This is a genomic window from Allosphingosinicella sp., assembly GCF_036403745.1.
Lineage (GTDB): Bacteria > Pseudomonadota > Alphaproteobacteria > Sphingomonadales > Sphingomonadaceae > Allosphingosinicella.
The window spans coordinates 1-12,182 of record NZ_DASWQI010000020.1 but is presented as its reverse complement, the minus strand read 5'-3'; the positions used below and the strand labels follow the sequence as shown (position 1 = coordinate 12,182).

Annotated in this window: 12 protein-coding genes; 6 read left to right on the top strand and 6 right to left on the bottom strand. The window is 70.7% G+C overall.

Features of this window, described 5'->3' with window-relative positions; all coding sequences use genetic code 11:
• Positions 1–6: 6 nt before the first annotated feature.
• Positions 7–162 (bottom strand): hypothetical protein, encoded by a 156-nt coding sequence (locus VGC56_RS02630; RefSeq protein ID WP_464123070.1) that lies wholly within the window; start codon positions 160–162, stop codon positions 7–9.
• A gap of 127 nt (positions 163–289) precedes the next feature.
• Between VGC56_RS02630 and VGC56_RS02625 the strand changes: the two genes are divergently transcribed.
• Positions 290–1,213 carry a LysR substrate-binding domain-containing protein gene (locus VGC56_RS02625; RefSeq protein ID WP_464123069.1) on the top strand — a complete coding sequence of 308 codons (924 nt, stop codon included), beginning with the start codon at positions 290–292 and terminating at the stop codon, positions 1,211–1,213.
• Between the two features lie 9 nt (positions 1,214–1,222).
• On the opposite strand, the gene VGC56_RS02620 is transcribed toward VGC56_RS02625, so the two are convergent.
• The 3 genes from VGC56_RS02620 to VGC56_RS02610 form a co-directional block, all read right to left on the bottom strand.
• Complete coding sequence (locus tag VGC56_RS02620) at positions 1,223–1,591, bottom strand: VOC family protein (protein ID WP_464123067.1); 369 nt, start codon at positions 1,589–1,591, stop codon at positions 1,223–1,225.
• Positions 1,584–2,333 carry an isocitrate lyase/PEP mutase family protein gene (locus tag VGC56_RS02615; protein WP_464123066.1) on the bottom strand — a complete coding sequence of 250 codons (750 nt, stop codon included), beginning with the start codon at positions 2,331–2,333 and terminating at the stop codon, positions 1,584–1,586. The genes VGC56_RS02620 and VGC56_RS02615 overlap by 8 nt, the downstream gene beginning before the upstream one ends.
• 283 nt (positions 2,334–2,616) lie before the next feature.
• Positions 2,617–4,506, bottom strand: a complete 1,890-nt coding sequence (locus VGC56_RS02610; protein ID WP_464123064.1) for an asparagine synthase-related protein — start codon at positions 4,504–4,506, stop codon at positions 2,617–2,619.
• 109 nt (positions 4,507–4,615) lie between these two features.
• Between VGC56_RS02610 and VGC56_RS02605 the strand changes: the two genes are divergently transcribed.
• On the top strand, positions 4,616–5,791 hold the full coding sequence (locus VGC56_RS02605) for a 2OG-Fe(II) oxygenase family protein (protein WP_464123063.1): 1,176 nt from the start codon (positions 4,616–4,618) through the stop codon (positions 5,789–5,791).
• Between the two features lie 38 nt (positions 5,792–5,829).
• On the opposite strand, the gene VGC56_RS02600 is transcribed toward VGC56_RS02605, so the two are convergent.
• On the bottom strand, positions 5,830–6,630 hold the full coding sequence (locus tag VGC56_RS02600; RefSeq protein WP_464123062.1) for a LytR/AlgR family response regulator transcription factor: 801 nt from the start codon (positions 6,628–6,630) through the stop codon (positions 5,830–5,832).
• Complete coding sequence (locus tag VGC56_RS02595) at positions 6,627–7,661, bottom strand: sensor histidine kinase (RefSeq protein WP_464123094.1); 1,035 nt, start codon at positions 7,659–7,661, stop codon at positions 6,627–6,629. Before VGC56_RS02595 ends, VGC56_RS02600 begins: the two co-directional genes overlap by 4 nt.
• A gap of 233 nt (positions 7,662–7,894) precedes the next feature.
• Here VGC56_RS02595 and VGC56_RS02590 point away from each other — a divergent pair, with 233 nt between their 5' ends.
• From VGC56_RS02590 to VGC56_RS02575, 4 genes are all read left to right on the top strand, one after another.
• Positions 7,895–8,644, top strand: a complete 750-nt coding sequence (locus VGC56_RS02590) for an ImuA family protein (RefSeq protein WP_464123060.1) — start codon at positions 7,895–7,897, stop codon at positions 8,642–8,644.
• Positions 8,645–8,969: 325 nt separating this feature from the next.
• A complete protein-coding gene (locus VGC56_RS02585) occupies positions 8,970–10,613 on the top strand; it encodes a DUF6504 family protein (RefSeq protein WP_464123059.1) in 1,644 nt (547 codons plus the stop codon).
• Positions 10,614–10,700: 87 nt separating this feature from the next.
• Complete coding sequence (locus VGC56_RS02580) at positions 10,701–11,210, top strand: hypothetical protein (protein ID WP_464123057.1); 510 nt, start codon at positions 10,701–10,703, stop codon at positions 11,208–11,210.
• Between the two features lie 53 nt (positions 11,211–11,263).
• A partial coding sequence (locus VGC56_RS02575) for a UDP-N-acetylglucosamine 1-carboxyvinyltransferase (protein ID WP_464123056.1) occupies positions 11,264–12,182 on the top strand: 919 nt, incomplete at its 3' end.

The window sequence follows — 12,182 nt, the reverse complement described above, 5'->3', positions numbered from 1 at the left end:
TGAGGATCAGGCGTGATCGCCGCCATGCTGCCACGGCGCGTCGAACTCGATCCGGTTGAGGACCTTCATCGCCGCCCAGGCGGCGGCGAGGATTGCGGCCACCGCATCGGAGAAAGCGTGGCCGTGCTCCGCCCACATCCGGGCTTCCATAGCATCGCGCATTTTATCACTCCTTTCCTGTCTGCGGCCGGCAACCGCCGGTCGGTGACGCAAAAATAGGAGGAGGAGCGCGGCACCGTCCAACTAAACGGATGACAGAGGTAACAAGCTCAGCTTATGATATGCAGCGATGCGACGCCTGCCGCCCCTTGCCGCCGTCCGTGCCTTCGAGGCGGCGGCGCGGCACGAGAATTTCACCCTCGCCGCGGGAGAGCTGGGCCTCACCCAGGCGGCGGTCAGCTATCAGATCAGGCTGCTCGAGGACCGGCTCGGCGTGCCGCTGTTCGTGCGCTCGAAGCGGCGGGTGACGTTGTCGGAGGCGGGGCGGCGGCTGGCGCCGGTGGTGAGCGACGCCTTCGACCGGATCGGCGAGGGCTTCGCCGACCTCGTCGACGAGGATGAGAGCGTGCTGGTCATCAGCACCGCACAGACCTTCGCGTCGAACTGGCTGGCCGGCCACCTCGGCGCCTTCCAGATCGCCCGGCCGGAGCTGGCGGTGCGCCTCCAGACCAGCAACGGCCTCGTCGATTTCGCGCGCGCGGAAGCCGACGTCGCCATTCGCATGGGCGCGGGGAACTGGCCCGGGCTGCGCGCCCACTTCCTCTTCCACCACCATTTCACGCCGATGTGCACGCCCGAATTCCGCGACCGGCACTGCCTTCGCGAGCCGGCGGACGTGCTGGCGGTGCCGCGGCTGACGCCCGACGACGAATGGTGGCCGCTGTGGCTGAAGCGGGCCGGCGTGACAGCGCCCGAGGAGGCGCTCCCCGGCATCCGCCTCGATTCGCAGGCGACGGAGGGGCAGGCGGCGATGGCGGGCCACAGCCTCGGCATGCTGACGCCGATGTTTTGGAAGGCCGAGCTCGCCTCCGGTCGCCTCGTCCAGCCCTTCGGCCTCATCGCCTGCGAGCCGCGGGCGCACTGGCTGGTCTATCCCGAGCACAAGAGAGGCCGCGCCAAGATCCGCGCCTTCCGCGACTGGATCATCGCCGCCCTGGAGGCCGAGCGCGCCTTCGCCCCGCCCGAAGTGTTCGTCCACCAGCCGGAGCTGTGAGGCCTGCGCCTAGGGCGCGCCGCCAATCTGTTCGAACAGCTCAAGCTTGATGCCGTCGCAGTCGAGGATCCAGGCGAAGCGGCCGTAGGATTCGTCCTGGCGGCCGAGGATCTCGATGCCCTTGGCCTGAAGCTCGCCAACAAAGGCCTCGAGGTCGTCGACGCGCAGGTTGATCATGAACGGCTTGTTGCTCGGGGCGAAATAGCCGCTGCCGCTGTCGAAGGTGGAGACGATGCCGAAGCCGTCCGGCGCTGCCGAATAAGGGAACATGATGCCCCATTCGCCGCCGACGCCGAGCATCTCCTGATACCAGGCCTTCGTCTTGGCCGGGTCCTCCACCTTGTAGAAGACGCCGCCCAGCCCCGTCACTTCAGCCATAGACCACCTCCGCCGCCTGCTTAAGCGCGTTCAGCATCGCCCGATAGGGGAAGGGGCCGTGGCTGATCCGCGCCACCCCCGCCGCGGAGACCTCAGCCGTGGACGGTGCACCGGGAAAGGCCATGAAGTTGACCGGCAGCGGCGAGCCCTCGCAGACGCGGCCGAGCAGGTCGAGATCGGCAAGGCCGGGGACGAAGAAGCCGCTCGCCCCCGCCTCGGCATAGGCGCGGCCCCGCTCCAGCGCCTGCTCGACCATGGCGGCGTCGTGCGTTTCGCGCGGCGCCTTCAGGAAGATGTCCGTGCGGGCGTTGAGGAAGAAATCTGGGCCGGCGGCGGCGCGGGCGGCGCGAATGCGCTCGCACTGGAGGGCGAGCGGGTGGATGCCCTCGCCGCCGATCACCTGGTCCTCGAAATTGCAGCCGACCGCGCCCGTGGCTGCGAGCCGCTTCATGTTGCTGGCGAGACGGTCGGGCTCGACCGCGTAGCCGCCCTCGAAGTCGATGCTGACCGGCACCTCCACCGCCCGCACCACCCGCTCGGCATTGGCGATGGCGAGGTCGAGCGGCAGCGACTCTGCGTCGGTGAAACCCTGCGCCGCGGCCACCGACCAGCTGCCGGTCGCGAGCGCGGGCGCTCCGGCCTCGGCGACCGCCCGGGCGGTGCCGGCGTCCCAGACATTGAAGAGGATCAGCGGCGCGCCGGGGCGGTGGAGCGCGGCGAAGGCGCGGGCCTTGTCGGTCACCCTGCCTCCTCCTCCGGACGAGCCAATCTCCGAGACGCGACCGCAAAAAAAATCGCTCCCGGTCAGGAGCCGATCGTCTCCAGCGTAGCGTCCTGGACACTGACTCCCGGCCGGCTCTCGGCGAGACCGGCGCGCAGCCGACGGCACACAGGGCGGGCCCATGTCTTGCGGCCCTGGGCCGTGCAGGAATGGGCCTGGGCCTCGTGCGTGCGATCTCGTGCCACCTGGCGGTCTCCTGGTCGTTATGCCGTTCCGCAAGGTCTATGATCGAAACCCGTGCCGGTCAATCGATCCCCGCCGGTGCATCGGGCGAATTGATCCGGACGAAGTGGCCGGCCGACAGCCCCCTCAGCAGCCCAAAGCGATAGGCGAGCGGGCCGAAGCCGGCGTCCGGCCCCGGCCATTCGTCGAGCAGACGGCGCAGCTTCGCCATGTCGACCAGCCGGCCGGCCGCCTCGCATCCTGCGACGTCGTCGAGCAACGCCGCCGCTTCCGGCCGCGCGGCGGTCAGCATCGCGAACCAGTCCGCCGCCTGCAGGCCGCGGCGGCCTTCCCCGAGGACGCTCTCAGGCACGCGGCCGCGCAGCGCAGCCCGGATCGGCGCGCGCGACTGGCCGCCGCTGAAATGCAATGCCGGCGGCATCTGCAGACACAGGTCAACGACGCGCCGGTCGGCGGTCGGATCGCAAAGCTCGAGGCCCCAGTGCAGGTAGACGCCCTTCGCATAGGTGCCCGGATCGGGCCGGCCGATCATCCCCAGCCGCTGCGGGATCGAGGCTTCGCTGGCCGCAACCGCAGTGTCGTGGCGCGCCAGTACCGCCGCTGCGCCCGGCGCCGAAAGATTGAGCACGCCGAGCCGCGGGTCGCTGGGCCTGCGCCGGAGCCGCTCGATCCCGGCCACCGCCCCGGCAGGCAGCAGCCGCCGCGCCACCTGGCCGAGGATCGTCCGCACCGGAATGCCGGCGCGCCGCAGCTGGGCGAGGAGCGGCAGCATCCCGGCCATGCCCACATCGACCAGCAGGGCCTCGATCGCCTCGGCGCCGCCATAGCTGATCGTCGCATTGCCGGTGGTGGCGACGAGCATGACCCTTATCCCCTCCGCCACCGCCGCGTCGTTGATTCGGTTGGACCAGGCGAGATTGGGGAGGTTGAGGTCCGGCCGCTCGAACAAGGGCAGCTGCCACGCCAGATCCTCGAGCGGCAGCCGGGCCGGCGCCGCGATCCTGCGGTGCGCCATGTTCGGGTAGAGCGACGCAGTCTCGGCCGCGTAATCGCCTTCGTCGCCGAAACGGCCGTCCGGCAAGGGCGGCAGCGGGTGCGAAGGCACCGCGGTGAAGGCGACCACGCGCCCGCCGAACTGCCGGGCCGCCGACGTCGCGACGGCGGAGCTGTCGAGCCCGGCGCTGAGATGGGTGCCAAGGACGGCGCCCGCGCCCCGCAGCCGATCCGCGACCGCCGTATCGAGCGCGTCCCGGAGCGCCTCCGCGCACTCGCCCAGGCTGGAGAAGCGCAAGGGCGTCCGCGGCGGGACCCAGACGGCGCGCGCCGAGCGGCCGCCGGCCGTCAGCGTCAGGGCCTGGCCCGGCTCCACCCGCTCGATGCCGCGGAAAAAGGTCGAGCTTCCCTCGTGCGGCAGGCCGGCGAGGGTCTCCAGCATGCGCCGCTCGTGGACGCCGCGCGGGATCCAGTCGAGGGCATGGAGGCCTTTGGCCATGCTCGCCGCGGCGACGCGGTGCGAGGCCGCGTGAAAGTGGAGCGGCCGCTGCCCCGATATGTCCCGCGCCAGCAGCAAGCTCCCCGACCCCCCGTCCCAGAGGGCGAGGGCGTAGTCGCCGACGAAAGCATCGACCGCCTCGGCGCCCCACTTCTCGAAGCACAGCATCATCAACGCGGCATCGCCAAGGTCGCGGCTCTGCGCGGCGTCGAGGCCGAGCTGCCGGACGAGATCGGCGCGGCCGTCGATGCGGGCATCCGCGGCGAGAATGAGACGGCCGCCCGCGCCGTGAGCGAGCCCCGCCGCACCCGCCTCGGCCGTGGCGACGTCGAGGCCGATCGCTCCGTCCGCAGCGACGCTTCGCACGGCGGCTCGCGGCCATTGCGCGCGGAGCATCGCTTCGCAATTCGCCGCCCCGGCACCGCCGCGACGGTCCCAATGGACGGCGAGCACGGTCATACGGCTGCGGAAACGGCGGCGTTCATAAGCGGTGGATTATGGCAGGCGCCGCCGCGCGTCCACGCCGGACGCGTTGTCGGCGGCGCGGGGATGTGCCACCTCTCGCGCCATGCTCTGGGGCCCTCCCCTTCCCGACGATGTCGCGGCGCCGGCGGCGATGGAGGCGCTGCTCACGCAGGCGCTCGCCCGCGCGCCGGACAATCCGCTGCTCCACGCCAAGCTCGGCTATTTCCGCTACGACCGTCACGATTATCCCGAGGCGGCGGAAAGCCTCGGGGAGGCGGTGCGCCTCGGCGGCGGCACCCCCGAAGTCCGCGCACTCCTCGCCCGCTGTTGCAACCTCCTCCACCGCCACGACGAAGCGCTCGCGATTCTCGCGCCAGTCGATCGCCCTTGTTTCGAGCGCGGAAGCGCGCTGCTCGCGGCAGGAGACGCGGCCGGCGCCGAGCGCGAGTTGCGCGCCGTGCTCGACGCGCGGCCCGACGATCCGCAGGCCTGCCGCATGCTCTGCCGGCTGCTGCGGCGGGAGGGTCGCCACGGCGAGACGGCCGCGCTCTGCGAACAGCTCGCGGCGCGCGGCGCGGCCAATGCCCAGCTCCTCTACAATTGGGCCTGGGCGCTGGCGCTCCTCGGTGAGACTGTGGCGGCCCGGCGCCTGCTGCCCCTGCGCGAACGGATCGTCGCCATCGACCTGGACGCACCGCCCGGCTTCGCGAGCGTCGGCGCCTTCAACGACGCGCTGGCCGAGGAAATCCTCTCCAACCCGAACCGGGTCACGCGCTTCGCCGAGCAGGAGGATGCCAATCGCGGCAGCAGCCGGGTCGACAATCTCTTCTCCGGTCGCCGCCCCGCGTTGATCGGGGCGCTGATCGAGCGGCTCCAGGACGCGGTCGCCGACTATTCCCCCGCGCCGCTGGACGGACCGGATCCGTGGCCGGCGGCACGCCCGGGCGCCGCGCGGCTGCGCCCCTGGGGCCTCATCCAGCACGGCGGCGACTATGAGGAACGGCATATCCACCCCGGCGGCTGGCTGACCGGCGTCTATTATGTGCGCGTGCCGGCGGGGATAGGCCGCGACGGCGCCGGGTGCATCGAGTTCGGGCCGCCTCGAGCGATCGCCGAGGCCTTCCCCGATCTGGCGCCGCCGCTGCGCTACGTGCCGCGCGAGGGCATGCTGCTCCTCTCCCCGTCGCACTACGAGCACCGCACGATCCCGAGCGGCCTCGACGCGGACCGGATCAGCGTCGCGTTCGACGTGGTGCCGGACTCGAGCGCCCTGGGTTGATCCAGGGACTGGGGGGCAGACTCTGAAGCGGCCGTCGCTCAGTGTACGAAGCGCGCCACCACGTCCCGGTACGAGCGCGACACCTTCACCTGGCTGCCGCTCTCCAGCACCAGGAAGCACTCGCCGTTGGTGTGCGGCTTCACCTGGCGGACCTGGTCGAGGTTGACGATGCAGGAGCGGTGCACGCGCTGGAAGCGGCGCGGGTCGAGGCGCTTCTCCAGATCCTTCATCGTCTCGCGCAGGATCAGCGTGTTGTCGCCGGTGTAGATGCACATATAATCGCCGGCCGCGTCGATCTTCTCGATCGAATCGACGTCGACCCGGAAGATCTGGCCGCGGTCCTTGATGTTGATGAGCTTCTCGTAGCGGTTGGAGAGCGGCGTGTCGTCGCTCGGCGCGACATTGTCCATCGCGTCCGGCGCCACTTCGGCGAGCACTTCCTTCAATTTGCCGGCTTCCTCGGCGCTGCGCTTTTCCTGGAGGCGCAGCCGCACCCGGTCGAGCGTGTCGGCGAGGCGGTCCTCCTCCACCGGCTTCATCAGATAATCGACCGCCTGCGCTTCGAAGGCGCGGATGGCATGGTCGGAATAAGCGGTGACGAAGACGAAGAGCGGCGGCTCCACCTCCATCAGGCCCTGGATCACCGAGAAACCGTCGAAGCCCGGCATCTGGATGTCGAGAAAGACGAGGTCCGGCTTGTTGGTCTTGATCGCGCGGATCGCCTCGCGGCCGTTCGAGCAGGTCTCGACGATCTCGACGTCCTCATGCTTTTCGAGGCGCAGACGCAGCCCCTGAATCGCAAGCGGTTCGTCATCCACGAGAATCGTGCGGATGGTCATTTCGGCTCCTCGGCAGGTTCGGACTGGTAGGGAATCTCGATGGTAACGCTAAAGCCCCCCTGCTTGTTCGATTCCGTCTCGAAACGATGGTCGGCGCCATAGGCTTGCGACAGACGGTCCCGAATGTTCGCCAGACCGACGCCGGTGGACTGCTGCGCCTTCACCCACACGTCCTCGGAGCCCGGGCCGGTGTCGTCAACCTCGATGATCACCCGATCGGCGACGCGGCGGGCGACGACCTTGATGTCGGCCCCCTCCTCCTGCGGCGTCACCGCATATTTGATCGCATTCTCGACCAGGGGCTGGAGGAGCAGCGAGGGCAAGCGCGCCCCGGCGGCGGCGGCTTCAATGTAGAATTTCGGCCGCAGCCTGTCCTCGAAGCGCATCTTCTCGATCTCGAGATAGAGCTTCAGCGTCTCCACCTCCTGCGCCAGCGTCACTTGCGCGGTCGGTTCGTTGACCAGGGTGTAGCGCAGGAACGAGGACAGGCGCGACAGCATCGCATTGGCCTGGTCGGTTTGTTTCAGGAGCACGAGGGTGGATATGGAGTTCAGGGTGTTGAACAGGAAGTGGGGGTTCAGCTGATAGCGCAGCATGGCGAGCTGGGCGTGGCTCGCCTGGCTCTCCAGCCGCAGCAGGCGGTCGCTCTGCTCCTCGAGGAGGAGATAATAGTTGATCGAATAATAGAGCGCCGACCAGGCGACGAGCAGCGAGAAGGTGAGGACGATCGAGCCGAAGAACTGCACCCCCTGCGGGTGCGAGCCGGGGCTGAGGAAGGTCGCCCAGCTCCACGTCTCGATCGCCGAGAAGGCGGCGGCGGCGAGGATCACGAGCAGCACCGAGAGCAGCCAGGTCAAAACCGGCCGGATGCGGATCAGGCGGCGGTAGATCGCGCCCATGAGGAGGGTGATCGAATAGCCGGTGGCGGTGAGCAAAGCGGTGTGGAGGACGAAGCTCCAGCCCATCGAATTGGCGATGCCGGACAGGGTCCGCAGCACGAAATAACCTGCCCAGCCGAGCGACTGGAGGATCCAGAAGGCGCGGTTCTTGTCGGCGAAGAAGGGCTGTTGGCCGAGCCGGAAGGGCTGCCAGCTTCGTTTGGCCTGAGCCTGGGGCGCCCGCGCGGGGGCGGCGGCCTGGATCGCATTCGTTGACACCGCGACCGGCTTTAGCGGCTCGGGACGGGAACGGCCAGTGGAGGACGCGACTTGACTCTGCGGGCGCATCGGCGGAACATAAATGGAACACACGAGTCGCGAGTCGCATGAACCCTGAAACCGCCCGTATCGAGACGATGGCGTCGCTCCGCGCGGCGGTGCAGGCGCTCGAATCACCGGCGGGGCGCGGCGCGGGGGCCGTCCTGCCGTTCGGGATCGACGCTGTCGATGGGCGGCTGGCGGACGGCGGCCTCGCCGTGGCGGCGCTGCACGAGGCGGCGGCGGCGCGCGGCGGGCTTCCCGACGAAGCGGCGGCGACCCTGTTCTTGGCCGCTATCGCGGCGCGGCGCGACGGGCCGGTGCTGTGGGCGCTCGGCCGGCGCGACCTGTTCGCGCCGGGCCTGGCCGGGGCGGGGCTCAAGCCCAACCGCCTGCTCTATGCGGAATGCGGGCGCGACGAGGATGTGCTGGCGGTGATGGAGGAGGGGCTGCGCCATGGCGGCCTCGCCGCAATCGTCGGCGAGGCGCGGCGCGTGCCGATGGCCGCCACCCGCCGCCTCCAGCTCGCCGCCGAGGAAGGCGGGACGCCGGCGTTGCTGCTGCGCCGCCGGCGCAAGGCGGACGAGGATCCGCTCGCCGCCCCGTCCGCCGCCGTCACCCGCTGGCGGATCGCGAGCGCACCCTCGGCGCCGCTCCCCGCCGCCGGCATCGGCCGCGCCCGCTGGCACGTCGCCCTCGCCCGCCAGCGCGGCGGCGAACCCCATGACTGGATATTGGAGGCTGCAAATGCCGAGGCTCGCCTCGCTCTTCCTGCCGGAGCTGCGCATCGAGCGGGTGCGGAGAGAAAGGCGGCTTAGTGCCTCCCCATCCGCTAGGATGGGGAGGGGGGTGCAGGCGGGTCGGCAGTCCGGGGGACTGCCGAGAGCCGGAGCCGGCTGCGAAGCAGCCGTCGGCGAAGCTGGTGGAGGGGTGAAAGGCGCCGCCTTCCGCGGATCCGCGACCGGTCCTCCGACTGCGGTGCAGCTACCCCTCCACCACCGTGCCGGTGGTCCCCCTCCCCATGCTCCGCACGGGGAGGAACAAGCCCGCCCCGCCTGCTCGTGCCCGCGCGAGGGGCATTGGCGCCCCGGCGCGCGCTGGGCGCGGGAGGAGGAGGCGCTGCCGCCCCATCAACGGCCGACGGTGCGCGAGCTTGGGCGCAGGACGGAAGCCGCGGAGGTAGCTTTTGCCTCCCCAAGGCATCGCCATGGGGAGGGGGACCGCCAGAATGGCGGTGGAGGGGTAAAAGGCGCGGAAGCCGAGGTTCGCGCGCGAATCACGAACCGTCATCCCATCACCCCTCCACCACCCTTCGGGTGGTCCCCCTCCCCATCTGGCGATGGGGAGGCACAGCTTCCCCTCCTCCTCGCCCAGCGCATCGGCAACCGCGTCCTCGTCGCCGCAGCCTCGCGGCAAGCCCGCGCGCTCGGCCTCGAGCCGGGCATGGCCGTCACCCACGCCCGCGCCATCGTGCCCGAGCTCGACGTCGCCGATCACGATGCGCAAGCCGACCAGGCGGTGCTGGAGCGGCTCGCCCTCCTCGCCGCCCGGCGCTGGACGCCGCGCGCCTGCGTCTCGGGCGCGGACGGGCTGTTCCTCGATCTCACCGGCGTCGCGCATTTGTTCGGCGGCGAGGAACAGATGTGCCGGCGCATCCTCGCTTTCTGCGCCCGCGCCGGCTTCACCGCCCGCATCGCCGTCGCCGGGACATTGGGCGCCGCCCACGCCCTCGCCCGCTACGGCCGCAGCGCGCTCACCCTCTGCCCCCCAGGCGGCGAGGCAGACGCAATCGCCCCCCTTCCCCTCGCCTGCCTGCGTCTCGACGAAGCGGCGCTCGCCACCGCCCGCCGCGTCGGCCTGGAAAATGTCGGCGAGCTGATCGGCCTGCCGCGCGGGCCGCTCGGCCGCCGCTTCGGCAAGACGCTGCTCGCCCGCCTCGACCAGGCGCTGGGCCGTGCCGCCGAGGCGATCGAGCCGGTCGTGCCGGAAACACCGCCCTCTGCCACCCTCCGCCTCTTCGAGCCGCTGGTGACGGCGGAGGCGATCGAGGAGGGGCTGGCGCGGCTCCTCGCCGATCTCCTCTCTGGCCTCGAGAAAGCCGGCCTCGCCGCCCGCGCCCTCACCCTCTTCTGCGACCGCGTCGACGGCCGCACCGAGCGGATCGCCATCGGCACCTCGCGCCCGACGCGCGACGCGAAGCACCTCCACCGCCTCCTCGCGATGAAGATCGAGGCGATCGACCCCGGCTTCGGCATCGAGACGATGCGCCTCGTCGCCGGCCGCTGCGAGCCGCTCCGCGCCGAGGCGATCGAGGGGGTGCTGACCGGGGAGACACCCGCGCCCGACCTCGCGCCGCTGGTCGACCGGCTCGCCGGCCGGCTCGGCGCCCGCCGCCTCTACCGCTGGAGCGCGCGCGAGAGCGACGTCCCCGAGCGCAGCGTCGCCCGCGTCGCCCCGCTCGCCCCCGCGGCGGAATGGCCGGCCTGGCCCCGCCCGGTCTGCCTGCTCTCGCCGCCCGAGCGGGTCGAGAATGTCGTCGCCCTCCTTCCCGACCAGCCGCCGCGGCGCTTCACCTGGCGCGGCCGCGGCTACCGCATCGTCCGTGCCGACGGGCCCGAACGGATCCACGGCGAATGGTGGCGCCGCGCCGGCGAGGCCGAGGCCGTGCGCGACTATTTCCAGGTCGAGGACGAAGCCGGCGCCCGCTTCTGGCTCTACCGCCGCGGCGACGGCGTCGACCCCGCGACAGGCGACCTCAGCTGGTACCTGCACGGGGTGTTCGGGTGAAGGCGCGCACACGCCCTCTGCCGCCGTCCGCCCACGACCGGTTGCCCCCCCCGGCCAAAGATGCTCAGATGCCCCGGAGGCTCGTCAATGATCCATCGCCGCACCCTGCTCGGCCTGACGCTCGCGCTACCGTTCATGACCGCCGCCGCGCGCGGATCGCGCGCGACCGACACGCAGGCGGCGCGGGGCGAATTCCTGAAGATCCTCGCCCTGTTCAACGCCGGCGACGTTGCCGGCTTCCTCGCCTACGGGCCGCCGCTGCTCATCGACCACGGCACGCCCGTCGCGCGCGCCGCGCTTCCCGCTTTCTTCGAGTCGCTGCGGACGTCCAATGGCAAACTCGACGAAAAGCCTCCCTGGCTCGATCCCAAGGATTTCGGCCACAAGGCGCGGCCCGCGCCGCGATGGATCTTCGGCGCCGCGGTCTCGCGATCGGTCTGGTCGGACGCCTGGATCGACGACACCGCCCATGACAGCCATATGAACGTGCTCCCCGTCCAGCATGACGCCGGCTATTCTCCCGCCTTCGAAGAGTGGAACGTCTTCTTCGACGGCGAGCGGATCTACCGGCTCGAACGTTGGCAGGAGATGTCCTAGCTCCCAAGCCCACCTCGCTTGCGCGCGCGCCGTGAAAGGGTAAAGCGCGCGTCATGGACCGCATCGTTATCCGGGGGGGCAAGCCCCTCCACGGCCGCATTCCCATTTCCGGGGCGAAGAATGCCGCGCTGACCCTCCTCCCCTGCGCCTTGCTCACCGACGAGCCGCTGACGCTCAGGAATTTGCCGCGCCTGGCCGACGTCGACAGCTTCGGGCATTTGCTCAACCAGCTCGGCGTCTCGACCACCATCGAAGGGTCGAAGCGCGACGAGTTCGGGCGGGTGATGACGCTCAGGGCCGCGAACCTCACCTCCAGCGTCGCGCCGTACGACATCGTCCGCAAGATGCGCGCTTCGGTGCTGGTGCTCGGCCCGCTCGTCGCACGGGCCGGCGAGGCGACGGTGTCGCTGCCCGGCGGCTGCGCGATCGGCATGCGGCCGGTCGACCTGCATCTGAAGGCGCTGGAGGCTTTGGGCGCCGAGTTGGAGATCGCCTCGGGCTATGTCCGCGCCAAGGCGCCGGCGGGGGGGCTCAAGGGCGGCACGATCCGCTTCCCCCTCGTCTCGGTCGGTGCGACCGAGAATGCGCTGATGGCCGCCGTCCTCGCCAAGGGCACGACAATCATCGAGAATGCGGCGCGCGAGCCGGAGATCACCGACCTCGCCAAATGCCTGATCGCGATGGGCGCGAAGATCGACGGCCTCAGGACCGACACGCTGACCATCGAGGGCGTCGGCCGCCTCCACGGCGCGACCTATTCGGTGATGGCCGACCGGATCGAGGCGGGAAGCTATGCCTGTGCGGCGGGGATTACCGGCGGGTCGCTCGAATTGGTCGGGGCGCGGCGGGACACGATGCCGTCGATCCTCTCCAGCCTCGAAGAAGCCGGGCTGACCGTCGAGGACAGCGCGGAAGGTGTGATAGTTGCCGCGCATGGGCCCTTGAAACCACTTTCCATCTCGACGGCCCCCT

Excerpts from the sequence above, each read along its gene's own strand:
- VGC56_RS02600 (WP_464123062.1), bottom strand. The coding sequence starts at position 6,630 with ATGACCATCCGCACGATTCTCGTGGATGACGAACCGCTTGCGATTCAG.
- VGC56_RS02590 (WP_464123060.1), top strand. The coding sequence starts at position 7,895 with ATGAACCCTGAAACCGCCCGTATCGAGACGATGGCGTCGCTCCGCGCG.
- VGC56_RS02580 (WP_464123057.1), top strand. The coding sequence starts at position 10,701 with ATGATCCATCGCCGCACCCTGCTCGGCCTGACGCTCGCGCTACCGTTC.
- VGC56_RS02605 (WP_464123063.1), top strand. The coding sequence starts at position 4,616 with ATGCTCTGGGGCCCTCCCCTTCCCGACGATGTCGCGGCGCCGGCGGCG.
- VGC56_RS02625 (WP_464123069.1), top strand. The coding sequence starts at position 290 with ATGCGACGCCTGCCGCCCCTTGCCGCCGTCCGTGCCTTCGAGGCGGCG.
- VGC56_RS02620 (WP_464123067.1), bottom strand. The coding sequence starts at position 1,591 with ATGGCTGAAGTGACGGGGCTGGGCGGCGTCTTCTACAAGGTGGAGGAC.
- VGC56_RS02630 (WP_464123070.1), bottom strand. The coding sequence starts at position 162 with ATGCGCGATGCTATGGAAGCCCGGATGTGGGCGGAGCACGGCCACGCT.
- VGC56_RS02610 (WP_464123064.1), bottom strand. The coding sequence starts at position 4,506 with ATGACCGTGCTCGCCGTCCATTGGGACCGTCGCGGCGGTGCCGGGGCG.